Source organism: Amycolatopsis endophytica, from assembly GCF_013410405.1.
Lineage (GTDB): Bacteria > Actinomycetota > Actinomycetes > Mycobacteriales > Pseudonocardiaceae > Amycolatopsis_E > Amycolatopsis_E endophytica.
This window is the reverse complement of record NZ_JACCFK010000001.1, coordinates 1,385,843-1,409,124: the sequence shown is the minus strand read 5'-3', so window position 1 is coordinate 1,409,124 and position 23,282 is coordinate 1,385,843. Positions and strand designations below refer to the sequence as shown.

Genomic DNA, 23,282 nt, shown 5'->3' with positions numbered 1-23,282 from the left:
GGATTGACGACCATCGCCACGGGTACACCGTGAGGCATGAGGCGGCGACACGAGTACCGCGACCGCCGGGAGGCGGGCACGCAGCTGGGTGAGCTGCTGCGGAGCCACGAGTGGCGCGATCCGCTGGTGCTGGGCCTGGCCCGCGGCGGGGTCGTGGTCGGCCGGGCCGTGGCCGAGGTGCTGGACGCCCCGCTGGACGTCGCGGTCGCCCGCAAGATCGGCGCGCCCGGCCAGCCGGAGTTCGGGATCGGCGCGGTCACCCCGGACGGGCCCGCCTACTACGACGACTATTCGCTGCACGCGCTCGGGCTGCGGCCGGACCAGCTGGCGGATGCCTGCGAGGCCGAACGAGCCGAGGCCCGCCGCCGCGTGGCGGTCTACCAGCGCGGGAGGCCGCCGCGATCGCGCGAGGGCCGGGACGTGCTCGTCGTCGACGACGGGCTGGCCACCGGTGTGACCGCTCGGGCCGCGTTGCGGGCGCTGCGCCGGGACCGGCCACACAGCCTCGTCTTCGCCGCGCCGGTGTGCGCCCCGGACGCGTCCGCGGCGCTCAAGGGCGACGCGGACGAGGTGCTGTGCCTGCTGGCGCCACACGGTTTCCGGTCGGTCGGGCAGTGGTACGCCGACTTCCGTCAGACGCAGGACGACGAGGTCATCGAGTTGCTGGAGGCGCCATGACCGTCCCGCTCACCGTCGACCCCGGCCTGGAGGGCGATCTGACCGTTCCGGCCGACGCGATCGGTGTCGTCGTGTTCGCCCACGGTTCGGGCAGTTCCCGGCACAGCGCCCGCAACATCGCGGTCGCGCGCGAACTGCAGGACAACCGGTTCGCCACCCTGCTGTTCGACCTGCTCAACGCGGACGAGGACGGCGGCGACCGGCGGTTCGACATCGATCTGCTGACCGAACGGCTGCGGGCGGCGATGGCGGAGCTGACCAACCACCAGGAGGCCGCCGGGCTGCCGATCGGCCTGTTCGGCGCGAGCACCGGCGCGGCCGCCGCATTACGCGCCGCGGCAGCCGAACCCGGGCGCGTGCGCGCGGTCGTTTCCCGCGGCGGACGCCCCGATCTGGCGGGCGACGCGCTGGGCCGGGTCACCAGCCCGACGCTGCTCGTCATCGGCGCACGGGACGAAGAGGTGCTGCGCCTCAACGAACGTGCGGCGACCGAGCTGGGCGGCCCGCGGCGGATCGAGATCGTCCCGAACGCCACGCACCTGTTCGAGGAGACGGGCGCTTTGGAGACCGTCGCCCAGCTCGCCGCCGCCTGGTTCAGCGACCACGTTCCCTAGCGTTTGCGGGCCACCGCGGCGAGGATGCGCGACTTGGACGGCGCGTCGGCGAACAGGGCGTGCTCGTCGGTGTGCCACTCCGGCGCGTACACCAGGCCCGGCTCCACCAGTTCGAAGTCGCCGTAGAACTTCACGAACTCCTCGCGCGAGCGGTACTGCCCGGGGTTCGTGGTGCTCTCGTAGTACTCCTTGAGATCGTCCAGCGCGCGCCGTTCCTCGTCGTCAGCCGGGTTCTCGTCGGTCAGCTGGCACATGACCAGGTACGAGCCGGGCGCGAGCTGGTCGCGGTAGAAGTCGAGCGCGGCGTGCGGCCGCTGCTCGTCCTTGATGAAGTGCAGCACCGCGTTGACGACCAGCGCGACCGGTCGGTCGAAGTCGATGACGCCGGTCTCCTCGACCCGGTTCCACAGGTCGACCGGCTCCAGCAGATCGCCCGCGATCGCCCGGTGCCGCTCGGGATCGGCGGTGTCGGCGAGCAGCAGCTGCGAATGGGCCAGCGCGATCGGCTCGTTGTCGATGTAGACGACGCTGGTGTCCTCCTCCGGACGCGCCTCGTCGGCGACCTCGTGCACGTTGCCCGCGGTGGGCAGACCGGACCCGATGTCCACGTACTGCTGGATTCCCGCCTTCGAGCAGTAGCGCACCGCGCGCCCGAGGAACTGGCGGCACGCGACCGCCGAGTCCGGGATCAACGGGAGACGGGCGCGGACCTTGTCGCCGAAGGCGCGGTCGATCGCGTAGTTGTGGTCTCCGCCGATGAAGTAGTCGTACACGCGCGCCGCGGATGGCCGGTCGAGACTTCCCTCGACGGCTCGCAGCACCTCGTCATCTGCCGCCATGTGACGAGTCTGCCACAACGCGTAAAACGTTCACCGCAGGCCGACGAAGTCCGCCAGTTGCTCTGCCACGTAGGCGAAATAGGTGTCCGCGGGATCGGCCGTGTTGGCGTACTGGCCGAACAGCTCGAAGCTGATCGTCCCGAACAGGTGGGTCCACGCGCTCATGAAACGGACGATGTCCTCCTCGGGCAGTTTCGTGTCGAGCGCCGTCCGGACCGCGCGCGCCTGTCCGGCCAGTTCGGCGGGCAGTGGGCGGGCCGGTGTCGCGGGCGTGAGGTCGGCGGCTTCCGCGATGCGCGCCAGCACGAGCGCGACCCGGCCCGCGGGCGGGATGGTGTCCTGGGGCGCCTGGTAACCGGGCACGGGGGAGCCGTAGATGAGCGAGTACTCGTGCGGGTGCTGCTTGGCCCAGTCTCGCGTCGCGGCCCAGACGCGGCGCCAGCGGTCGCGAGGTGGCGCGGACGGGTCGTCGGCGCGTTCGGCCGCGTCGCCGACGGCGTTGTAGGCGTCGATGATCAGTTCGGTGAGCAGGTGGTCGCGGCTGGGGAAGTAGCGGTAGAGCGCGGAGGACACCATGCCCAGTTCACGCGCGACCGCCCGCAGGGACAGGCCGTGCGGCCCGACCTCGCCGAGCTGGCGGCGCGCCTCGTCCTTGATTTCCCTGGTCAGTTCGGCGCGGGCGCGTTCACGTGCGGTCTTGCTGGCTGGCATGTCCGCCAGTGTGCCAGCGCAGAGATCGCCGCACAAATTAGAGAGCACTGCTCTTGACAGTGGATGACGGCAGGTGTTCACTGCTCTTGACCGAGAGCACCGCTCTCGCACACTGGAGGAGGCACGGATGAACCGCTACATCGAGCCGGGCAAGGGTGACGGATTCTTCAACTCGGCCGTGCAGTTCCTGACCAGGCTGGGAGTGAGCATGGCCGGCAGTCGCGTTCTGCTCGTCCGGGGCCGCAAGTCCGGCGAAATCCGGTCGACGCCGGTCAACCTGCTGACGATCGACGGGCAGCGCTACCTCGTCGCCCCGCGCGGGCAGACGCAGTGGGTGCGCAACCTGCGTGCCGCGGGCGAGGGACAGCTGCGGCTCGGGCGCCGGACGGTGCCCTTCGAACCGGTCGAACTGCCCGACGCCGAGAAGCCGGTGGTGCTGCGGACCTACCTGCGGAAGTGGAAGTGGGAGGTGGGCCGCTTCTTCGAGGGTGTCGACCACGACTCGTCCGACGACGTGCTGCGGGAGATCGCGCCCGGTTTCCCGGTCTTCCGGATCAGGGAGGGCACCGGTCGTTGACGTCGTCCGAACGCGCCTTGTACCGTGAAATCAGCGTTTCTCTGGTAGAAACCATGGCGCGAGGAGCCGACGCGATGACGGACGGGGCACAGCGGACCGCGCTGGTGACCGGAGGGGCGACGGGCATCGGTGCCGGGATCACCTGGCGCCTGGCGGCCGAGCGGATGAAGGTGTTCGTGGTCCAGCGGTCCGAAGAGGACGCCAGCATGGGGCGCAAGCACTTCGCCGAGCACCCGTTCGCGGAGCTGATCGAAGTCGGGGCGCACGACCTGGCCACCGGAGCGGGATGCCGGGACGCCGTGGCGGAATGCGTGCGGCGGTTCGGCAGACTCGACATCCTCGTCAACAACGCCGGGGTGAGCGGCTACGCGGCGTTCGGTCCCGTCGAGAGCGGTGACGACGAGCTGATCGACCGGATCATCGACACCAATCTCAAGGCGCCGCTGCGGCTGGCGCGCGAGTCGTTCTCCCAGCTCGTCGTCAACGAGGGCGTGGTCGTCAACATCAGTTCGATCGCCGAGTTCCAGGCACAGCGAGACGTGCCGGCCTACGTCGCCAGCAAGGCCGGGCTCGGTGGTCTCACCAGGGCGCTGGCCTGCGATCTCGCCGAGTACGGCGTTCGCGTGGTCGGGATCGCGCCGGGCGACGTCGAGACCAGGGCCAGCCGCGCCGAGGACTACGTCGCGGCGGCCGGTGCGGTGAAGGAGACGCCCCTCGGCTTCGTCGCGGAACCGGAGGATGTCGCGAACCTCGTGGCGTGGCTGGTGTCGGGGCGGGCGCGCTACATCACCGGCACCACGATCGTCATGGACGGCGGTCGCACCGCGTACTGAACGTGCCCCGGCGGTCAGCCGGGTACCCGTTCCGGCTGTGGTTCCGGTGCGAGAACCGGAGCCGCGACCGCGCGGGCGATCGTGAGCAGCAGCCCGATGTCCGCGGCGAGCGCGAGGCGCTGGCTCAGCCCGACCGGCAGCACGCCGGGCATGAGGTAGCTGACGCCGAACAGCGCCACGCCGCCGAGCGTGAGCAGGGTCAGCCGCACGATCGCCGGGTGCGTGCGCAGCCGTTCGGGCAGCGTCCAGCCGAGCGCGGCGAGGCTCAGGAACGCGATGGCGCAGGAGTATTCGTGGATCTGGCCGCTCACCGGGTTGAACCGCTCGGGGTAGCTGGCCGGGAACAGGGCCGCCGCGACGAGCCCCGACGACCACGCCCAGAACAGGACCCGCGTGGTGCGGCTGAGCCGGTGCCCGGCGGCCCGCAGCGCGCCGAGCAGGGCGACCGATCCGACGGCGATCGCGATCATGCTCGCACCCAGCAGGCCGACCCCGCCGTCGGTGAGCGCGTAACTGGACAACGTCGCCCACACCGGGTTGCGCCCGCTGACCACGTGCAGGATCAGGACGGCGAACAGTCCCCAGCCGATCGCGACGTGCGCCACGAGCAGCCAGGGCCGGGTTCTCTCGCCCGGTAGACCTCCGGAAATCCCCATGGGAGAAGCTTTCCGCCGTCGGCGCCGCGGAGAATCCGGAGAAGTCCCCGATCTTTCCCCTAGGGTCGTCCGGGTCCGGCGAACTCGACGAGCACGATCGCCTGGTCGTCGTGGCGCTTGGCGCGCGGCCAGCGTCGCGCGTCCGGGTCGCTGTCCTCCGCCGCGCGCACCGCGTCGAGCACCGCGTTCAGCCCCTTCGCGCGGGCCAGGTGGAGTGCTTCGGTCCAGGTGAACAGGCCGTAGTCGTCGACACCGCAGGACACGCCGTCGGTGGCGAGGATGACGGCGTCCAGTCCGGCGCGCGGCCTGCTGCTGGTGAGCGCGTGGGCCGCCGCGCCGGGATCGGCTTCGGCCACCCAGAAGCCGTCCGGGTGGTTGCGCAGCGACCGCACGGCTTGGCGGGTGCGCAGCCTTCCCCCGCGGCGCAGGATGACCAGGCGGTCGTCGGCGAGCAGGTCCACCGTCTGTCCGAAAGCGACGATCGGACTGTCCGCCAGCACAAGGGAATCCACGCGCTCCGCCGTCCAGCGCACGATCGCGACCGTGCTCGACGGCGACAGCCCCGGACGCAGGCCCTCCGCGTTCGCGACCCCGGCGATCGCCCGTCGCAGTACGGCGGGCAGGTCCCCGTCGCCGGTCAGCTCGTGGGCGAGCCGGGACGCCAGCCGTTCCGCGTACCAGCCGCCGGAGGGCTGGGTGGGGTCGGACGACGTCGCGCCGTCGAGCACCGCCACGGCGTGGTCGAGCACGACGACGCGGTCCTCGCTCGGCCGCGGATGTCCGTCCAGGCCCACCCCGGCTCGCTCGGCCACCTGAATTCCGGGCACGGACCCGACCCTAGCCGTCAACCACAGTTGACACATCGCTGACGTCAACGTAGGTTGACGTCATGACCGAGGCAACCGATCTGGCCGCCCGTGCCGGCGACCGCGATCCCCAGGTCGGCCTGCGCGCCGTCGCCGCGTTGCGGCGCCTGCTGGAACAGCTCGAGGCCGTGCAAGTGCGCAGTGCGCGGGTCCAGGGCTGGTCGTGGCAGGACATCGCGGCCGAACTGGGCGTGAGCAGGCAGGCCGTGCACAAGAAGTACGGGAGGCAGTGATGTTCGAGAAGTTCACCGCGGACGCGCGCGAGCTCGTGGTCGAGGCGCAACGCGACGCGATCCGCCTCGATTCGCCGCGGATCGACCCGCTGCACCTGCTGGTCGCGCTGCTGCACTTCCCGGAGGGCAAGGCGGCCCGCCTGCTGACCGGGTTCGGGGTGGCGCTCGACGACGTGGCCGCCGAGACCGCCCGCGTGCGCCGCCGGGGCGGGATCACCGAGGCCGATGCCGAAGCGCTCGGCGAGTTCGGCATCGACGTCGACACGATCCTCGACCGCGTGGAACAGGCTCACGGACCGAACGCGCTCGCGGGCCGGCACGGCCGCAGGCGCGGGCACATCCCGTTCGCCGACGAGTCGAAGAAGGTCCTGCAGGTGTGCCTGAAGGAGGTGATTTCCCTGGGCGGCAAGGAACTCGGGACCGAACACATCCTGCTCGCCCTGACCGCCCTGCGCGGACCCGCCGCCGACGTGCTCGCCCGGTTCGAGGTGGACGCGCGGCGGGTCCGGCAGGCCCTAGCGTGACTCGCGCCAGGCGACGCGAGGAAGTATCGCCTGGGTGAGCGGGCCGATCGCCAGTGCGTACAGCACGGTCCCGGCGCCGATGGTGCCGCCGAGTAGCCAGCCCGCCGCCAGCACGGTGACTTCGATACCGGTGCGCACCACGCGAACGGACCAACCGGTGCGCGCGGACAGGCCGGTCATCAGGCCGTCGCGCGGGCCCGGTCCGAGGCGGGCACCGACGTAGGCCGCGGTCGCGAACGCGTTCAGCGCGATCCCGCCGAGCATCAGCGCGATCCGCCAGCCGATCGCGTGCTGGTTCGGCAGCACGGCTCGGACCAGGTCCACGGTCACCGAGACGACCAGCACGTTCGCCACGGTGCCGAGGCCGGGGCGCTGACGGAGCGGGATCCACAGCAGCAGCACGACGACGGACGCGATCGCCACGACCGTGCCGAAGCTGAGCCCGGTCCGCTCGGTCAGGCCCTCGTGCAGCACGTCCCACGGGGCCAGGCCGAGCCCGGCGCGCGTCATCATCGCCATGCTCGCGCCGTACAGGGCGAGACCGGCCAGCAATTGGGTGAGCCGGCGCGCGGGGCTGACCGAGACGCGCACCGGCCGGAGATCGAGAGCAGTCACGATGTCCAAGCTTGCGCCCGAGTGGACCGAGATACCAGAGCCAATCTGCAACAATTGGCCCTCATGGATGCCATCGGCCGGATCTCGGCCCGCAGATTGGCTGTGATCCTCGGGTCCTGGCGCCGCAGCGGCTCTCGTCAGGGCGCGGTGGACCTGGCCGCCGCGATCGAGCTGGGAGTGCTGGACGGGCAGCTCCCCGTCGGCACCCGCCTGCCGTCGGAACGGGAGCTGGCCGAGGCGCTGGGCGCGAGCCGCACGCTGGTCGCGGCCGCGCTGGACCGGTTGCGGGACGGGGGACTGGTGGCCAGCCGCCGTGGCGCGGGCTCGTGGATCACCTCACCACGCGGGCGGTCCCCCGAGATGGCGCCATCGCACAGTCCACAGGCGATCGACCTGGTCCGCGGGTCGTTGCCGGCCATCCCGGGCCTGATGGCCGCGGTCGACCGCGCGCGGCTGATGCTGGTCGACGAGATCGGGCAGCCCGGCTACACCGGCCGCGGCCTGCCGATCCTGCGCGAGCGTCTCGCCGCCCGCTACACCGCCCGCGGTCTGCCCACCACACCGGACCAGATCATGATCACCAACGGGGCACACAGCGCGTTCGTCCTCGCGCTGCGGATGCTGACCCACCCCGGCGACCGGGTGCTCGTCGAGCAGCCGACGTACCCGAACGCCCTCGAAGCGATCGGCGCCGCGCACACGACTCCCGTGCCCGTCGCGCTCGGCGAGCACGGCTGGGACCTCGCCGGTATCGACGCCGCAGTGCGCCAGACCGCGCCACGAATGGCGTACTTCATCCTCGACTTCCACAACCCGACCGGGCGACGGCTCGACGAGTCCGGACGCGACCGGCTCGGCGAGCTGCTGACGCGCACGCAAACGTATGCGGTCGTGGACGAAACCCTCGCCGAGCTGAACCTCGACGACGATCGGGACGGCCCCCGGCCGATGGCCGCGTTCGCGGACGACTGGGTGATCACCACCGGTACCGCGTCCAAATCGCACTGGGGAGGGTTGCGGATCGGCTGGATCCGGGCGTCCGGGGACATGCTGGCCCGCCTGTCACCCGCCCGGCTCGGTTCGGACCTGGGGTCGCCGGTGTTCGAGCAGCTCGTGCTGGCCGAACTGCTGGACGCGCCGGAGGACGCACTGGCCGCCCGCCGGGCCGGGCTGCGCGAGCGCCGTGACGTGCTCGCCGACGCGGTGCGGCGGGAGCTGCCGGACTGGCGGTTCCGCGTTCCGGGCGGCGGGATGTCGCTGTGGTGCCGTCTGCCGGAGCCGATGAGCACGCGGCTGGCCGTCGCGGCGGTCAACCACGGTGTGCAGGTCGTTCCGGGATCGCGGTTCAGCGCTCAGGGCGGGCTGGAGCGCTGGTTGCGGCTGCCGTTCACGCAGACGCCGGACCGGCTGACGGAGGCGGTCGGCCGGCTCGCGCTGGCGGCGGCTTCGGTGCGTGCCGTCCCTGCCGACGACCTCTCGGTGGTGTGACACAGCCGACGCGCCGGACGGCCCTCAACCGCTCCAGGGAGGAAGTACGGCTGGTACGTCCGGCGCACCGGCTGCCGGGGTACCCGGTCCGGATCACTCCGGGCCGGGTTCCACGGTGACCCGCCGGCACCGCCCCTCGACGTGCCGGCGGGTCATCGCGGCTGGGCGCGTGCGCGGGCTTCTGCTCGGCGCGGTGAGCGGAAACTCGCGGCACGTGCCCGGTGGGGCCCCGGCGTCGCGGGGGCATCGCGACGCCGGGACCGGCGCCCGATCCGGCCAGGCGCGGTTGGCCGGTCGGGAAGACGGATGGGCCCGAGGGCGCTGGGAAAAGTGCCCCGCTAGTTGATCTTGTTGTGGACGCGGGTCGCCTGTGTGACCGTGTCTCGCGTCAGTCCGGCGAGGTGGGCGGCAGGCCCGCTTCTGTGCCCATACCCACGAAACCGCAGGTCAGCGCTCCCACGATCGGCTGAACCGCCAGGGGCGACGTGCGGGCGCCGAGCACGGCCAGCAGGTCGCGGCCGCTGTTCCCGGTGTCGTGGGAGACGGTGACGGCGCATCCGGAATCACCCGGAGAGGTGGGTGCCGGAGGCGGCGGAGCGTTGCCGGCCCGCGGCGCGTCCGGGACGTTCGGCGGCGGGGGTGGCGGGGGTGGCGTGGGCGCCGGCCGGTGCGCGGCTGCCGGCGCCTGGTGCACGACGTGGTGCACCGGCGCGGCGGCCGGTTCCACGGGCGTGGCCGGAGCGGTGGCCGTCGTCGCGGTGGTGGTTTCGACGGCGGCCGGTTCGGTCTTCGCCGCCTTCGTGACCGGCTCGTCCTCGGGAGCTGCGGACGTCTCGGGCGTCGTTGGCGTGATCGTCTCGACGGTGGTGTCCACGATCGCGGCGATCGGTTCGGTCGCCTGATCAGCCGTGCTGGTGACGACACCGGTGACGGTCGCGAGTGTGTGGTCAACCGTCTCGGTGACAGCGCCGACGAGTCCGGTCACCGTGCCGAGGAGGCCCGGTTGCTCTTGAACACTGGTCGTGTCCGGTTCGGACGGCGCTTCGTCGGCGGCGGCGGCGGGCGCGCCGAGGACCGCGCAGAGCAGCCATCCCGCGACCACGAAGCCGCCCGCGAGCAGCAGCCGGAGTTCGACGGGCAGCGGTCGCGCGCGGAACGCGTCACGCATCGCCACCACCACCGTCCACGAACGACATCCCACAGTGTTTTTTGGTCACGTCATCAGGGATGCGAATACCGGCCTGATTCCCGTACCGGTGGCGAGTGTTTCACCTCGAAAGCGATCGATCCAGCCCCGTACGGCGGAACCCTGGTTCCGCCTTCCGTGTGCTTGTTCGTTAGTTGATCACGCACCGTGTGCGTACTTCTACTCAAATTCTCGCCTACCAGCGGTTTTCGGGAGCTGTCGTGCCGGTGGCGGCATCTGAGTCGCGATTGATGATCGCGAGGAGTTCCATGACCGATTTCGAGCTGATCGACTTGCTGGCCCGGGCGTGGCGCGGGGATGAGAGCGCGTGGTGTGCCCTGGTGCGGGGCCTGTCCGTGGTGGCGCTGCGCGTGGCGCGCGCACACCACCTCGGCGAGGCCGACGCGTCGGACGTCTGCCAGAACACCTGGGTTTCGCTGGCACAGCTCCGGACGCTCCGCGAGCCGTCCCGGCTCCCCGCCTGGCTGGCGACGACCGCCCGCCGGCAGGTGTTGCGGATGCTGGAATCGCGGCGCCGGGAGATCCCCGCGGACTGCGAGGCGCCCGACGAGCGGACCGTCCCGGAGCGTCTGGTCCTGACCGCCGAACGGGACGCCCTGGTGCACCGCGCCGTGGCCGAGCTACCCGGCGTGCAGAGAAACCTGGTCGAAATGCTGCTCCACGACCCGCCCGCCAGCCACGCCGAGATCGCCGCCGCACTGGGCATCTCTGTCGGCAGCGTGGGCCCCATCCGGCGAAGGGCACTCGACCGCATGCGCAGATACCTGGAGGCCCGCGGGTACGACCACGCGTGAGATGGCGGCTCCGTCATGCCAGCTTGTGCAGTCGCCCGATCGCCTCGTCCAGTACGTCGTCCCGCTTGCAGAACGCGAACCGCAGCACGTGCCGCCATTCGGCGGGATGGTCGGTGAACACGCTCACCGGCACGGCCGCCACGCCGACCCGCTCCGGCAGCTGCCACGCCAGCTCGGCCGCGTCCGTGAAGCCCAGCGGCCGCACGTCGGCGCAGACGAAGTACGTGCCGAGGCTCGGGCGCACCGCGAAACCCGCCGCCGCGAGGCCAGCAGAGAGCCGATCCCGTTTGCCGGCCAGCGATGTCCGCAGCGATTCGACCCACGGCAGTTCGTGATCCAGGGCGTGGGCCACCGCCGGCTGCAGCGGACCGCCGGACACGAACGTCATGAACTGTTTCGCCGCCCGCACCGCCGCCACGAGTTCCGGGCTGCCGCACACCCAGCCGATCTTCCAGCCGGTGCAGTTGAACGTCTTGCCCGCGCTGGACACCGACACCGTCCGGTCCCGCATCCCCGGGAAAGCCGCGAGCGGCAGGTGCTCGGCGCCGTCGAACACCAGGTGTTCGTACACCTCGTCGGTCACCGCGATCAGGTCCCGCTCGACGCACAGCTCCGCGACCGCGGTGAGTTCGTCGCGCGTGAATACGGTTCCCGTCGGGTTGTGCGGCGAGTTCACCAGGATCGCCCGCGTCGACGGGGTGACCGCCGCGCGCAGGGCATCCAGGTCGAGCGCGAACCGGCCGTCGGCGCCCTCGACGAGCGACACCACCCGGCGGGTCGCCCCGGCCATCGCGACCGCCGCGGCGTAGGAGTCGTAGTACGGCTCGATCACGATGACTTCGTCGCCGGGCTCGGTCAGCGCGAGCAGCGCGGCGGAAATGGCCTCCGTGGCGCCCGCGGTGACGAGGATCTCGCTGTCCGGGTCGTAGGACAGCCCGTACCGGGACCGGTGCCGCGCGATCGCCGCCCGCAGCTCGGGCCGTCCCGGTCCCGGTGGGTACTGGTTCGCACCCCCGAACAGTGCGTTCTTCGCGGCGTCGAGCATTCCGGACGGCCCGTCGGTGTCCGGGAAGCCCTGGCCGAGGTTGACCGCTTCGGTGCGCACCGCGAGTGCGGTCATCTCCGCGAAGATGGTCGAGGTGAACGGCCGCAGGCGGGGGACGAGAACTGGTTCGCGCATAATCGCCGATCCTCACGGACAATGGCCCTGTGGAGCAACCGACCCCCGCTGACACGAGTCTGCCGCCGGTCCCCGACCAGGAGGGCAAGCGGCAGGCGCTGCGCCGGATGAAGCTGGTGGCGCTCGCCTTCCTGCTCGGTGCGACCGTGATCTTCCTGCTCACCACCTGGGCGCAGTCCGCGGGCTGGCCCGGCTGGGTCGGCTACGTGCGTGCCGCGTCGGAAGCGGGCATGGTCGGCGCGCTGGCCGACTGGTTCGCCGTGACCGCGCTGTTCCGGCGCCCGCTGGGCCTGCCGATCCCGCACACGGCGATCATCCCGAGCAAGAAGGACGTGATCGGCAGCAGCCTCGGGGAGTTCGTCGGCGCGAACTTCCTGTCCGAGCAGGTGGTGCGTGACAAGCTGCGGCGCGTCGAGGTCTCCCGGCGGTTCGGGGAGTGGCTGGCGAGGCCGGAGAACGCCGAACGGGTCACCTCCGAACTCGCCACCGTCGTGCGCGGGGTGGTGACGGTCCTCAAGGACGAGGACGTGCAGGCCGTCATGGAGCAGGCGGTGGTGCGGCGCGTCGTCGGGCAGCCGTGGGGACCGCCGCTGGGCAAGCTGCTGCAGCAGGTGTTCGCCGACGGCGCGCACTACAAGCTGGTCGACCTGATGTGCGATCGCGCCTACGAATGGGTGCGCGACAACCACGACACCGTGCTTCGCGTGGTCTCCGACCGTGCGCCGACCTGGTCGCCGAAGTTCGTCGACGCGATGCTGGCCGACAAGGTGTACGGCGAGGTGCTGTCCTTCGCCTGGGCGGTCAAGACCGACGTCAACCACCCGATGCGGCTGGCGCTGGACAAGTTCCTCGGCGAGTTCGCGGCCGACCTGCAGAACGACCCGGACACCATGGCCCGCGCCGAGCAGGTCAAACAGCAGATCCTCGACCACCCCGACGTGCAGAAGCTGATCGGGTCGGCGTGGAGCACCGCGAAGGGCATGCTGCTCAACGCGGCCGAGGACCCGTCCAGCGAACTGCGCCGCCGGGTCCGCGACGGGCTGCGGAACCTGGGCGAGCGGCTGGTGTCGGACGAGGGACTCAACGGCAAGGTCGACGGCTGGGTCCAGGGCGCGGCCGCCTACGTGGTGCGCAACTACTCGCGGGAGATCACGACGATCATCACCGACACCGTCGAACGGTGGGATGCCGAGGAGACTTCGCGCAAGGTCGAGCTGCAGGTCGGTCGCGACCTCCAGTTCATCCGGATCAACGGCACCGTCGTCGGTGCACTGGCCGGCCTGGTGATCTACACGGTGGCGCAGCTGCTGTTCTGACCTGCCCTTTCGTTGGTTGTCCACAGGTGGATGAGTTGTCCACAGGCGTGTTGTGGGTAACTCGACCGGGCGTTCAGGCCGACCCGAACGGAGAGGACCGTCCATGAGTGCAGTACCGAAGCTGGGCGCCATCGTCCTCGACTGCCCGGACCCCGCCGGGCTGGCGAGGTTCTACGCGCGCCTGCTGGATCTGCCCGAACCCGAGGTGAACGACGACGACTGGGTGGACCTGAGCGATCCGGGCGGTGTCCGGGTCTCGTTCCAGCGAGTGGAGTCCTACCGGCCCCCGGAATGGCCGGGACAGGACGCGCCGCAGCAGCTGCACCTCGATCTCGACGTCACCGATCTCGACGCGGCGCACCGGCGCGCGCTCTCGCTGGGCGCGAAACTGCTCGACGACGCCCCCGAGCATTTCCGCGTCTACGCCGACCCTGCCGGTCATCCGTTCTGCCTCTGCGCCTGCTGACCTCTGGTGCGAAGCCGAGTGCGGAAAACTGGCGGCGCTCCGCTCCCGGCACCCCGATCATGCGTAGGGTGGCATATGTGATTTGTCCGAAGTGTCAGAACGTGATGCGGACCGTCAACAAGAACGGCATCCACATCGAGCAGTGCGAGGGCTGCCGCGGCATCTTCCTGGACCGAGGCGAGCTGGAGCAGATCGTGGGTGCGGAAAGCGCCTACTACGGCGGCCCCGCCGCTGCTCCTCCGCCGTACCAGGGGGCCGGGCACGCCGCGCCGTACCGGGACTCGCCGCGGCCGTACGGCGGTCATGGCGACTCGCCGCGCCCGTACCGAGGTGGACGCGGCTACGGTGATTCCCCTCGGCCGTACCAGGGCGGCGGTGGCTACTACTCCGACTCACCGCGGCCGTACGGCCACCGGGGTCATCGCAAGCGGAGTTTCCTCGAAGGGCTCTTCGACTGACGCGATGCCGGAAGCGATGCTGGATCCCCGCATCTGCCCCCGATGCGGGGACCTGGCCGAGGTCCCGGTCGTGGCGGGCGACGAACGGTTGTGCCACCGGTGCGGTCACCGCTGGCCCTTCCGGCGCCTGCCGCTGTTCGCGCTGACCGGGCCGAGCGGGGCCGGGAAGTCGACCGCGGGGCCCGCGCTCATCGGACGGCTCGGCTGGCGCGTCACCGTGCTGGAGCAGGACGTCCTGTGGGTCGCCGGGCTACGGGACGACGTCGACGGGCATCCCACCTTCCGCGGAACGTGGCTGCGGATGGTGGCGATGATCCACCAGAACGGCCGCCCGGTCGTGCTGTGCGGGACCGTCGTGCCACCGGAGTTCGAGCGCCTTCCCGAGCGTGCCCTGTTCAGCGAGATCCACTACCTCGCGCTGGTCGCCGATCCCGGCGTGCTCGCCGAGCGCCTGCGTGCCCGCCCCGCGTGGCGCGGCTGGGACGAACCCCGCATCGCCGAGATGCTCGAATTCAACGCCTGGCTGCACAAGAACGCGGACAACCTCGATCCGCCGGTCGCGCTCTTCGACACGACGAGCGCCCCGCTCGCGGCCACGGTCGACCGCGTCGTCGAGTGGATCGAAGACCGGCTGCCTCAGGCCAACGTCCAGCGGTGATCCCCGTCCGGATCGTCGAGCCGGATCTCCTGCCGCTGCGGTGTCACCGTCACCCCGAACCGCTCGCGGCCGGGTCTGCCCAGTCCGATCCACTGCTGGTGAGCCGCTTCGGCGACGTCCCGCAACCGCCGCGGGCCGCCCTCGGTCACCATCGTCCGGCCGCCGTGAGTGGTCACCATCGCCCACGAACCGTCCTCGTGCAGGACGAACGTGTCCGCCCCGCGGGACACGGGCATGACACGTGGCAGTGCGAGTCCCGCGAAGAACTCGAACCGGCTCGACGCGCGCAGAACTGCCTCCGGTGACAGGCTGGTCCGCCGTGCGAGTCCGGAAACGCCGGGCAGTGGCGGCAGGCCGGGCAGGCGGTGCGCGCGCAGGGGCATGAACCGGCCGTCACGGGCCAGCACCCGGCCACGGGCGACCGCCCCCGGCAGGACGTTCAGCCGCACCAGGCCGGCGCCGATCGGGCGGTTCAGGGTCGTCACCACGATCCCGCCGGGCGCGGTCTGTTCCAGCCATGCGATCGGCACCTCGGCAACCGAGCACGTGCAGAGGATGCGGTCGTAGGGCGCCTTCGCCGGAAACCCGTCCGCACCGTCGCCCACGAGGATCGACGGGTGGTAGCCGCAGAGCGACAACCGCTCCGCTGCCTGGCGTACCAGGCTCGCGTCGACATCCACTGTGGACATTCGTGACGAGCCGAGTCGTTCGCACAGCAGGGCCGCGTTGTAGCCGGTGCCGGTGCCGATTTCGAGCACGTTGTGCCCGTCCTGCACGGACAGCTCGTCCAGCATCACCGCCATGATCCCCGGCATGCTCGACGAGCAGGTGGGATTGCCGTGCGCCCGGCCGCCCCGGCGGGCCCGGTGCCACGCGTCGGGATCGCCGTCGAGCTGGGTGACCAGCACCCGGTCGGCGTAGACGTGGTCGAGCCGGACCGGATCCGTGCGGTCGACCGCGGTCCAGCCGCCCGGCTGGGATAGGAAGTAGCGGGGCACGAACACATGCCGCGGCACGCGCCGGAACGCGTCGAGCCAGGCCGGATCGGTGAGCACGCCGTCGCGGCGCAGTGATTCGGCCAGCCGGTGCCGCAGGCGTGCGGTGCTGTGCACACCTGTAACCGTAACGGGTGGCCCGAGTAACACCCGAAGGTTGCAAGCAGGGTGCTTGCAAGAGCTAGCACCACGGCGTACCGTTGGTTTTGTCGCGAGGAGATGGATCGAACATGCCGGAGGACAACGGCCACGAAAGCCCGGCGGGCGGACCGGTGGAGAAGGTCGCCGACCTCGCCTCCGGGATCGGCGAGTACATCCGCCAGCAGCGCAGCAACGCGAAGATCTCCTTGCGGCAGCTGGCGAAGCTCGCGGGAGTGTCCAATCCGTACCTGAGCCAGATCGAGCGCGGGGTGCGCAAACCCAGCGCGGAGATCCTGCAGCAGATCGCGAAGGGGCTGCGGATCTCCGCGGAAGCGCTCTACGTGCAGGCCGGAATCCTCGACCTGCCCACCGGTGGGCCGGTGACCGACGCGATCCGCGCGGACGCCGAGCTCACCGAGCGGCAGAAGCAGGTCCTGCTCGACGTGTACGAGTCGTTCCGCCGGGAGAACGCGGCGGCGGACGGCGATCGAGGACAGACCACCGTCATCGCCAAGGAGTGAGCGCAATGCCCAACACCAAGACCGCCATCGACCAGCTCCGCACCCCGCTGCTTGCCGCGCTGGGCGCAGGCAACCTGGCAGGCCAGGCCGTCGTCGACGCCGTGGGCAAGGCCCGCGAGCGTGTCGTCGAAGGCAGCGAGGCCGCGCGGAAGAACATCGAGGAGCTGCCGACCGAGGTGACCACGCTGCGCGAGAAGCTGGACCCGGCCGAGCTGCGCAAGGCCATCGACGACTACACCGAGGCCGCGCTGAAGCTGTACAACAAGCTGGCCGAGACCGGTGAGCAGGCGTGGGACAAGTTCCTCGCCGAGCCGCGGGTGAAGAGCGTCGTCGAGCAGGTCGAAGAGGCGCTGGTGTCCGCGCAGGGCCGGGTCGGCGAGGTGAGCACCGAGGCCCGCGAGCGGGTCGAGGAGGTGCTCGGCCTGGTCGCGAAGCGGACCCGCACCGGCGGCGAGAAGGTCGCGGAGGCCGCGGACGAGGTCGCGGACCGGATCGAGGACGAGGTCAAGTCCGAGGTGAAGGACGAGCAGGCCAAGCCGGCCGCCAAGACCACCGCGACGAAGACCCCGGCCACCCGCCGGAGCACCACGCCCGCGAAGCGCCCGGCAAACGCGACCACGCCGAAGACGACCAAGTAGGCGAACGTCTTCAGACGGTCCGGTATGGCACGTACGGCCCGGTACGGCCCGGTTCCCCTTGGGGGCCGGGCCGTTTTTCGCGCGGGTGGGCCGTTGGAGCGGGCGCGAGTGGGCCGTCCGTGGCGATGCGGGTGGGCCGTTGGTGAGGCTGCGGCTGGGGCAGCGGTGGTGTTGCAGGCAGGGCGGTTGGCGCGGCGGTCGCGCGGGTGGGCCGCTGGTGCGCGGGAGTGGGCCGTTCGTGGCGGTGCGGGTGGGCCGTTGGTGAGGTGGTGGCGCGGGTGGGCCGCTGGTGCGGGCATGGGCGGGCCACTGATGCGGCCGCGAGGGGTCCGGTGGTGCGGGCACGAGTGGAGCCGTTGGTGAGGCTGCGGCTGGGGCAGCGGTGGTGTTGCAGGCAGGGCGGTTGGCGCGGCGGTCGCGCGGATGGGCCGCAGGTGTGTGCGCGGATGGTCCGTTCGTGCCGGTGCGGGTGGGCCAGTGGAGGTGCTGCGGGTGGCCGTTGGTGAGGGTGCGGTGTGGATGGACCATTGAGGCGGGAGCGAGTGGACCACTGAGGCGGGCACGGCTGGACCGCGATGCCGGTGCGAGCGGCCCGGCGGGCGGGCGTGAGTGGAACCGGTGGTGAGGCTGCGGCTGGGCCAGCGGTGATGCAACGGGTGGACCGTTCGTGCCGCGGCAGTGGCGTGAGTGGGCCGATGGTGCGGGCACGACTCGACCGTTCGTGCCGTGTCCGCAACCCGGCGGCCTTGACTGAGGATCTGGCCAGGTCGTACGGGTACTCCGGGCCCCGCCACGGACCAGGCAGCCCGACCGGGCGGCTCGGTCAGGCGGCTCGGTCAGGCAGCCCGACCAGGCGGCTCGGTCAGGCGGCTCGGTCAGGCGGCTCGGTCAGGCGGCTCGGTCAGGCAGCCCGACCAGGCGGCTCGACCAAGCAGCTCCACCAGGCAGCCCGACCAGGCCGCGCAGCGCGACCGTCATTCACCGGCAGGGGGCAACCGCTCGTCGTCGTCGGCGTGGGACCGGCGCCGGTGACGGGGTGGCGTCTTCGTGGCATTCTGGACACAGGGGATTCCGACGGCGGGGGCGAAGGGACGTAGGCTGGGAAAGTGCCGTTCATCGCGTTCTGGATCATGCAGGTCATTGGCTGGGTCGGCACCCTGGCGGGTCTCGGCGCGTTCGTTCACGCCCTGCTGCAGCGGTCGGACGCCTACCAGGCCGCCGACCGCAAGACCAAACCGATCTGGCTCGCCATCACGGGGGCGGGCACGGTCGCCATGGGATTGTTCGGCTTCGGCGGCGCCGGCAGCCTGTTCTGGATCGCCGGGCTGGTCGCCGTCCTCGTCTACCTCGTCGACGTTCGCCCGAAGCTGATCGAGGTGCAGCGCGGTGGCAAGAACTGGTAGGTCCCTATTCTTGCGGTGGTGAGAACCTGGACCATCGCCGGAAGCCTGACCGTGCACCCGGCCACGGAACGCACCGACCTGCTCGCCGAGCCCGTCGCGAAGGCGCTCGCCGACCTCGACCCCGACAGCGTCGCCGCCGTCGAAATCGACCCGGAACTCGCCGACACCGCCGCCTTCTGCGAGGCATACGGATCACCACTCACCGCGTCGGCCAACTGTGTCGTCGTGGCCGGGAAGCGAGGTGGTGAGGTGCGGTTCGCCGCGGCGCTCGTGCTCGCCACCACCAGGGCGGACGTCAACGGCGTCATCAAACGGCGCCTCGACGTGCGTAAAGCATCCTTCGCCCCGATGGACGAGGCCGTCCGGCTGACCGGCATGGCCTACGGCGGGATCACCCCCGTCGGGCTTCCCGCGGACTGGCCCGTCCTCATCGACCAGGCCGTCGCCGACTCGCCCGAACTCGTCATCGGCAGCGGAATCCGCGGCGGGAAACTCCTGGTCACCGGCGCGCTCCTGGCGGACCTGCCCGGCGCCGAGGTGATCGACGGGCTCGCTAAACCGGTCGCGTAGACAACGCGGCCCGTCGCGACAAGGTCAGGCCGCGCGGCACGGCGAAACGCTCCAGCAGCGCGAACACCCCCTCGCAGGCCAGCGCCAGCACGATCACCGCGAAACCCCCTGCCAGGATCTCGCCGTAGCCGCCGGCCCCCTGCGCGAAACCGTCCACGATGAACCGGCCGAGACCGCCACCGTCGTTGACGATCGCGCCGATCGCCACCGTCGCGATCAGCTGCAGGAACGACACCCGCGCGCCCGCGAGGATCACCGGCAGCGCCAGCGGCAGTTCGATCCGCAGCATGATCTGGCCCTCGGTGTGCCCGATGCCGCGGGCCGCGTCCACCGCCTCCGGCTCCACCGACACCACCCCGGCGTAGGTGTTGGTGAACAACGGCGGCAGCGCCAGCGCGACCAGCGCGAGCATCAGCGGCCAGAACGACGTGTCCACCTCCCAGCGGCTGGCCAGGTACCAGAACAGGATGATCAGGCCGAAGCTCGGGATGGCCCGGCCGATGTTCACCGCGCTGCTCGCGAGGAACGCGCCGCGGCGGTAGTGCGCCAGGACCAGCGCGGGCGGGACCGCCAGTACGACCGAGATGAGCAGGGACAACGCGGAGAAACCCAGGTGCTCCAGGGTGCGGTAGGGAATCCCGGCCGGGGCGGTCCAGCTCCAGCGGTCCGGCTGGGCCAGCCAGTCGAGGGCCTGATCGATGGCGTTCATGCGCGCCCCGCCTTTCTCGCCCACGGGGCCAGTGCACGTTCGCTCAGCCAGAGCAGTGCGTCGACGACCACGGCGAGCACGATGGACAGCCCGATGCCGACGATGATCGCCGTCGGGTTGGGGGTCGTGGTCTGGATGCCCTGCCGGATGAAGAATCCGAGGCCGCCCATGCCGAGCATCGCGGTGACCGTGACCAGGCCGATCGTCGTCACGGCCGCCACCCGCAGGCCCGCGATGACCACCGGCAGCGCGAGCGGGAACTCGACCTGCGTCAGCAGGCGCAGGCGCGTGAAGCCCATGCCGACCGCGGCCTCCCGAACCTCCGCGGGCACCTGCTGGATGCCGGTGACGATGTTGCGCAGCAGGATCAGCAGCGTGTACGTGGCCAGCGGGATGACCGCGGTGGTGAACGACAGCCCGAAGAACGGCACGAGCAGCGCGAACGCGCCCAGGCTGGGGATCACGTACAGCGCACCGGCGGCACCCAGCGAAACCGCGTAGAACCAGCGCCACCGCAGGGACAGCACGGCCAGCGCGACCGACAGGACCAGCCCGATGGCGAGCGCGGCGGCGGTCAGCGCCAGGTGCTCGCCCAGGCGCTGCACGATCTCGTCCGCGTTGCGCTCGACCCAGCGCCACTCGAACAGGGGCCGGTCGCTCGCGGCCAGAACGTACTCGCTCACCCGGCGAGCATACAAACGGGGACCGACACGTTCCGGCGGCCGATCTCACGATGTGGTTTCTGTCGGTGGTCGCGGATAGGGTCGCTTCGATCCAACAGTCCGGGAGGGTGAACAGGTATGCGATGGACACGGAGCCTGCGGGCGGCGGGGGTGCTCGCGGTGGCGGTCCTCGGCTTGACGGCGTGCGGGGGCGGGGACGACGGCGGTTCGGCAGCGCCGAGCAAGGGGGGCGCCCCGATCGTGGTGGCGTCGTTCAACTTCACCGACAGCCAGATCCTGTCCGAGGTGTACTCGCAGGCGCTGGAGGCGCAGGGCTACCCGGTCGAGCGGAAGTTCAACATCGGCTCGCGCGAGCTGGTGTACCCGTCGCTCAAGTCGGGTGAGCTGCAGTTCATCCCCGAGTACCAGGGTGCGGCCATCAGCTCCGGCTTCAACGAGCAGGCGCCGACGGACGCCGCGTCGGAGCACGCGAAGCTGGCGGAGCTGTTCCAGGCCTCCGGCGTCGGGCTGCTCGACTACGCGCCCGCGGAGAACAAGAACACCTACGTCGTGAAGTCCGACCTGGCGCAGCAGCAGGGGCTGAAGACGATCAGCGACCTCAAGAAGCTGGACAAGGTCGTGCTGGGCGGGCCGCCGGAGTGCGGCACCCGTGCCAACTGCTTCGTCGGCTTCCGTGACGTCTACAAGCTGAACGTCACGTTCTCGAGCATCCAGGAGTCCGGCCCGCGGGTCGAGCAGCTGCGCTCGGGTGCGGTCACCGTCATCCCGCTCGACTCGGTCAACCCGCTGGTCGGCACGCCCGACTTCACCGCGCTGGAGGACGACCAGAAGATCGTCGCCACCGAGAACATCGTGCCCGCGGTGAACCAGAAGGTCCTGGACGAGCGGGGCGCCGACTTCGCGGCGGCGGTCAACGCGGTCAGCGCGAAACTCACCACCGACCAGCTGCGCGAGCTGAACAAGCAGGTCGACGAGGACGGCGACCAGGTGGCCGACGTGGCGAAGGACTGGCTGTCGCAGCAGGGCCTCATCTGATCGATAGAGTCGCGGCAAGGCAGTCCGAGCAGGGAGGGTTCATGGCGAAGGTCACCGCGAGCGCGGAACGGACGATCGGCGCGCCGGTTGCGAAGGTGCGTGCGCTGGTCGCCGACTACGCCGGGACCAGGCCGAAGATCCTGACCGAGCACTACCGCGACTACGAGGTGGTCGAGGGCGGTACCGGCGCCGGGACGAAGGCGAAGTGGAAGCTGCAGGCCACCTCCAAGCGGGTACGGGACGTCGCGGCGAGTGTGTCCGAGCCGGAAGCGGGCACCCTCGTCGAGACCGACGCCAACTCGACGATGGTCACGACCTGGACGGTGCGGCCCGCGGGCGAGGGCAGCACCGTCCGGATCGAGACCAGCTGGGAGGGCGCCGGCGGCATCGGCGGCTTCTTCGAGAAGACCTTCGCGCCGGGCGGGCTCCGCCGGATCTACGACGGTGTCCTGGGCAAGCTGGCGGAGCTGGCCTGAGGTTGTCGCCTCAGCCACAAAGCGGAATCAGCGCCCCGGTTAGCGCGTTGGTGGTCGGTGGAACACCCGTACCTTCGACCGAGGAGTGCACTGTGAGCGCATCTGCCACGGAGATCCGGCTGGCGTCCCGCCCGCAGGGAACACCCACGCTGGACAACTTCGACATCGTCGACGTCGAGGTGCCGAGGCCCGGGCAGGGTGAGGCGCTGGTCCGCAACACCGAGATCAGCGTCGACCCGTACATGCGGGGCAGGATGAACTCGGCCAAGTCGTACGCGCCGCCGTACGAGGTCGGCAAGGTCATGCTCGGTGGCGCGGTCGGCGAGGTCGTCGAGTCCGGCACGGATGCGTTCGAGCCCGGCGATCTCGTGCTGCACGGCTTCGGCTGGCGGTCGCACGCGGTGGTCACGGCCCAGAACGCGCGCAAGATCGACGCGGATGCCGCGCCGCGCGAGGCGTACCTCGGCGTGCTCGGGATGACCGGTCTCACCGCCTACGCCGGGCTCACCGACATCGCCCGGTTCAAGCCCGGCGACACCGTGTTCGTTTCCGGCGCGGCTGGCGCCGTCGGTTCGGTGGTCGGTCAGCTCGCCAAGCGCAGGGGCGCCAAGCGGGTCATCGGCAGCGCCGGTTCGGCGGAGAAGGTCCGGCACCTGATCGAGGACCTCGGCTTCGACGCCGCGTTCAACTACAAGGACGGCCCGGTCGCGAAGCAGCTCGAAGAGGCCGCGCCGGAAGGTATCGACGTCTACTTCGACAACGTCGGCGGCGAGCACCTGGAAGCCGCCATCGACTCGGCGAACCTGCATGCCCGCTTCGCCGTCTGCGGCATGATCTCGCTCTACAACGCGACCGAGCCGCCCGCCGCGCCGCGCAACCTGATGCAGATCGTCGGCAAGCGGCTCGACATCCACGGTTTCCTGGTGGGCGATCACTACGACCTGCAGCCGAAGTTCGTCGAGGAGGTCGCGCCGCTGGTGCGCTCCGGCGAACTCAAGTACGAGGAGACGATCGTCGAGGGGCTGCGTAACGCTCCGCAGGCATTCCTGGACCTCCTCGCGGGCGCCAACACCGGGAAGATGCTCGTCCGGGTCTGAGTACGGCAGCGGACGTACGGCCGGGAGACGTCTCCGGGCGGACGCCATCCGGACCGGGAACACCGACCATCGGTGGTATGACCGCCCTCCTGGAAGCCCGCGCTGTCTGGACCCGCGGCGGACCCGTCGAGCGGGCTGCCTATCTGGTGTCCGCCGTCCTGGTCACCAGTGGTCTCGTGCACCTGGTGGTCCTCGTCGCGTCGGGCACGACGTGGGAGGGCCCGCTCTCCTACCGCAAGGCCATGACGTTCGGCCTGTCCTTCGGGCTCACGCTCGCCAGCGTGGCCTGGGCGACGAGTTT

General features: G+C 70.9%; 29 protein-coding genes. 19 read left to right on the top strand and 10 right to left on the bottom strand.

The features are described from left to right. Positions 1-36: 36 nt before the first annotated feature. Together HNR02_RS07005 and HNR02_RS07000 are read left to right on the top strand one after the other, a co-directional pair. Positions 37-678 carry a phosphoribosyltransferase gene (locus HNR02_RS07005; RefSeq protein ID WP_179772368.1) on the top strand — a complete coding sequence of 214 codons (642 nt, stop codon included), beginning with the start codon at positions 37-39 and terminating at the stop codon, positions 676-678. Beyond that, on the top strand, positions 675-1,292 hold the full coding sequence (locus HNR02_RS07000; RefSeq protein WP_179772367.1) for a dienelactone hydrolase family protein: 618 nt from the start codon (positions 675-677) through the stop codon (positions 1,290-1,292). Before HNR02_RS07005 ends, HNR02_RS07000 begins: the two co-directional genes overlap by 4 nt. Here HNR02_RS07000 and HNR02_RS06995 read toward each other — a convergent pair. Together HNR02_RS06995 and HNR02_RS06990 are read right to left on the bottom strand one after the other, a co-directional pair. Then, entirely contained in the window at positions 1,289-2,131 is an 843-nt protein-coding gene (locus tag HNR02_RS06995; RefSeq protein WP_179772366.1) for an SAM-dependent methyltransferase, read from the bottom strand. The genes HNR02_RS07000 and HNR02_RS06995 overlap by 4 nt on opposite strands. A 30-nt stretch (positions 2,132-2,161) precedes the next feature. Next, entirely contained in the window at positions 2,162-2,842 is a 681-nt protein-coding gene (locus HNR02_RS06990; RefSeq protein WP_179772365.1) for a TetR/AcrR family transcriptional regulator, read from the bottom strand. Positions 2,843-2,969: 127 nt separating this feature from the next. Here HNR02_RS06990 and HNR02_RS06985 point away from each other — a divergent pair, with 127 nt between their 5' ends. Further along, positions 2,970-3,419, top strand: a complete 450-nt coding sequence (locus HNR02_RS06985; protein WP_179772364.1) for a nitroreductase family deazaflavin-dependent oxidoreductase — start codon at positions 2,970-2,972, stop codon at positions 3,417-3,419. Between the two features lie 74 nt (positions 3,420-3,493). After that, on the top strand, positions 3,494-4,252 hold the full coding sequence (locus HNR02_RS06980; protein ID WP_179772363.1) for an SDR family NAD(P)-dependent oxidoreductase: 759 nt from the start codon (positions 3,494-3,496) through the stop codon (positions 4,250-4,252). A gap of 14 nt (positions 4,253-4,266) precedes the next feature. Here HNR02_RS06980 and HNR02_RS06975 read toward each other — a convergent pair whose 3' ends face one another. Next, a complete protein-coding gene (locus HNR02_RS06975) occupies positions 4,267-4,908 on the bottom strand; it encodes a DUF998 domain-containing protein (RefSeq protein WP_179772362.1) in 642 nt (213 codons plus the stop codon). A 59-nt stretch (positions 4,909-4,967) separates the two neighbouring features. Beyond that, complete coding sequence (locus HNR02_RS06970; RefSeq protein ID WP_179772361.1) at positions 4,968-5,735, bottom strand: protein phosphatase 2C domain-containing protein; 768 nt, start codon at positions 5,733-5,735, stop codon at positions 4,968-4,970. Positions 5,736-5,797: 62 nt separating this feature from the next. Between HNR02_RS06970 and HNR02_RS06965 the strand changes: the two genes are divergently transcribed. Together HNR02_RS06965 and HNR02_RS06960 are read left to right on the top strand one after the other, a co-directional pair. Then, on the top strand, positions 5,798-6,007 hold the full coding sequence (locus HNR02_RS06965) for a helix-turn-helix domain-containing protein (RefSeq protein WP_179772360.1): 210 nt from the start codon (positions 5,798-5,800) through the stop codon (positions 6,005-6,007). Beyond that, the gene (locus HNR02_RS06960) at positions 6,007-6,531 is read left to right on the top strand and encodes a Clp protease N-terminal domain-containing protein (RefSeq protein ID WP_179772359.1); all 525 of its coding nucleotides are present in this window, start codon (positions 6,007-6,009) and stop codon (positions 6,529-6,531) included. Before HNR02_RS06965 ends, HNR02_RS06960 begins: the two co-directional genes overlap by 1 nt. Here HNR02_RS06960 and yczE read toward each other — a convergent pair. Continuing rightward, entirely contained in the window at positions 6,523-7,146 is a 624-nt protein-coding gene (yczE, locus tag HNR02_RS06955) for a membrane protein YczE (RefSeq protein ID WP_376772833.1), read from the bottom strand. The genes HNR02_RS06960 and yczE overlap by 9 nt on opposite strands. A 63-nt stretch (positions 7,147-7,209) precedes the next feature. Here yczE and yczR point away from each other — a divergent pair, with 63 nt between their 5' ends. After that, positions 7,210-8,634, top strand: coding sequence for a MocR-like transcription factor YczR (gene yczR, locus HNR02_RS06950; RefSeq protein WP_179772358.1), 1,425 nt, complete (start codon positions 7,210-7,212; stop codon positions 8,632-8,634). A 388-nt stretch (positions 8,635-9,022) separates the two neighbouring features. Here the strand turns inward: yczR and HNR02_RS06945 are convergent, their stop codons facing one another. Beyond that, complete coding sequence (locus HNR02_RS06945) at positions 9,023-9,802, bottom strand: hypothetical protein (RefSeq protein WP_218902692.1); 780 nt, start codon at positions 9,800-9,802, stop codon at positions 9,023-9,025. Positions 9,803-10,089: 287 nt separating this feature from the next. On the opposite strand from HNR02_RS06945, the gene HNR02_RS06940 reads away from it, so the two are divergent. Next, complete coding sequence (locus tag HNR02_RS06940) at positions 10,090-10,635, top strand: RNA polymerase sigma factor (RefSeq protein WP_179772357.1); 546 nt, start codon at positions 10,090-10,092, stop codon at positions 10,633-10,635. Positions 10,636-10,648: 13 nt separating this feature from the next. On the opposite strand, the gene HNR02_RS06935 is transcribed toward HNR02_RS06940, so the two are convergent. Continuing rightward, positions 10,649-11,815 (bottom strand): pyridoxal phosphate-dependent aminotransferase, encoded by a 1,167-nt coding sequence (locus HNR02_RS06935; RefSeq protein ID WP_179772356.1) that lies wholly within the window; start codon positions 11,813-11,815, stop codon positions 10,649-10,651. Between the two features lie 29 nt (positions 11,816-11,844). Between HNR02_RS06935 and HNR02_RS06930 the strand changes: the two genes are divergently transcribed. The 4 genes from HNR02_RS06930 to HNR02_RS06915 all read left to right on the top strand — a co-directional run bounded on the left by HNR02_RS06930 (position 11,845) and on the right by HNR02_RS06915 (position 14,713). Then, entirely contained in the window at positions 11,845-13,131 is a 1,287-nt protein-coding gene (locus HNR02_RS06930; protein ID WP_179772355.1) for a DUF445 domain-containing protein, read from the top strand. A 103-nt stretch (positions 13,132-13,234) separates the two neighbouring features. After that, positions 13,235-13,597, top strand: coding sequence for a VOC family protein (locus HNR02_RS06925; RefSeq protein WP_179772354.1), 363 nt, complete (start codon positions 13,235-13,237; stop codon positions 13,595-13,597). A gap of 59 nt (positions 13,598-13,656) precedes the next feature. Then, positions 13,657-14,055 (top strand): TFIIB-type zinc ribbon-containing protein, encoded by a 399-nt coding sequence (locus HNR02_RS06920; protein WP_179772353.1) that lies wholly within the window; start codon positions 13,657-13,659, stop codon positions 14,053-14,055. Between the two features lie 16 nt (positions 14,056-14,071). Beyond that, positions 14,072-14,713, top strand: a complete 642-nt coding sequence (locus HNR02_RS06915) for an ATP-binding protein (RefSeq protein WP_179775746.1) — start codon at positions 14,072-14,074, stop codon at positions 14,711-14,713. On the opposite strand, the gene HNR02_RS06910 is transcribed toward HNR02_RS06915, so the two are convergent. Next, a complete protein-coding gene (locus HNR02_RS06910) occupies positions 14,692-15,825 on the bottom strand; it encodes a methyltransferase domain-containing protein (RefSeq protein WP_179772352.1) in 1,134 nt (377 codons plus the stop codon). The genes HNR02_RS06915 and HNR02_RS06910 overlap by 22 nt on opposite strands. Positions 15,826-15,938: 113 nt before the next feature. Between HNR02_RS06910 and HNR02_RS06905 the strand changes: the two genes are divergently transcribed. From HNR02_RS06905 to HNR02_RS06890, 4 genes are all read left to right on the top strand, one after another. Beyond that, a complete protein-coding gene (locus HNR02_RS06905; RefSeq protein WP_179772351.1) occupies positions 15,939-16,370 on the top strand; it encodes a helix-turn-helix domain-containing protein in 432 nt (143 codons plus the stop codon). A 5-nt stretch (positions 16,371-16,375) separates the two neighbouring features. After that, positions 16,376-17,008, top strand: coding sequence for a hypothetical protein (locus tag HNR02_RS06900; protein ID WP_179772350.1), 633 nt, complete (start codon positions 16,376-16,378; stop codon positions 17,006-17,008). Positions 17,009-18,114: 1,106 nt separating this feature from the next. Then, positions 18,115-18,411, top strand: a complete 297-nt coding sequence (locus HNR02_RS06895; RefSeq protein ID WP_179772349.1) for a DUF2516 family protein — start codon at positions 18,115-18,117, stop codon at positions 18,409-18,411. An 18-nt stretch (positions 18,412-18,429) separates the two neighbouring features. Next, positions 18,430-18,981 (top strand): YbaK/EbsC family protein, encoded by a 552-nt coding sequence (locus HNR02_RS06890; RefSeq protein WP_179772348.1) that lies wholly within the window; start codon positions 18,430-18,432, stop codon positions 18,979-18,981. On the opposite strand, the gene HNR02_RS06885 is transcribed toward HNR02_RS06890, so the two are convergent. Both HNR02_RS06885 and HNR02_RS06880 read right to left on the bottom strand, forming a co-directional pair. Continuing rightward, a complete protein-coding gene (locus HNR02_RS06885; RefSeq protein WP_179772347.1) occupies positions 18,965-19,690 on the bottom strand; it encodes an ABC transporter permease in 726 nt (241 codons plus the stop codon). The genes HNR02_RS06890 and HNR02_RS06885 overlap by 17 nt on opposite strands. Then, positions 19,687-20,373 (bottom strand): ABC transporter permease, encoded by a 687-nt coding sequence (locus HNR02_RS06880; RefSeq protein ID WP_179772346.1) that lies wholly within the window; start codon positions 20,371-20,373, stop codon positions 19,687-19,689. Before HNR02_RS06880 ends, HNR02_RS06885 begins: the two co-directional genes overlap by 4 nt. Before the next feature lie 117 nt (positions 20,374-20,490). Here HNR02_RS06880 and HNR02_RS06875 point away from each other — a divergent pair, with 117 nt between their 5' ends. The 3 genes from HNR02_RS06875 (at position 20,491) to HNR02_RS06865 (ending at position 22,981) form a co-directional block, all read left to right on the top strand. Beyond that, entirely contained in the window at positions 20,491-21,408 is a 918-nt protein-coding gene (locus tag HNR02_RS06875) for an ABC transporter substrate-binding protein (protein ID WP_179772345.1), read from the top strand. Between the two features lie 41 nt (positions 21,409-21,449). Next, the gene (locus HNR02_RS06870; protein ID WP_179772344.1) at positions 21,450-21,884 is read left to right on the top strand and encodes an SRPBCC family protein; all 435 of its coding nucleotides are present in this window, start codon (positions 21,450-21,452) and stop codon (positions 21,882-21,884) included. 92 nt (positions 21,885-21,976) lie between these two features. Continuing rightward, on the top strand, positions 21,977-22,981 hold the full coding sequence (locus tag HNR02_RS06865) for an NADP-dependent oxidoreductase (protein ID WP_179772343.1): 1,005 nt from the start codon (positions 21,977-21,979) through the stop codon (positions 22,979-22,981). Positions 22,982-23,282: the final 301 nt, after the last annotated feature.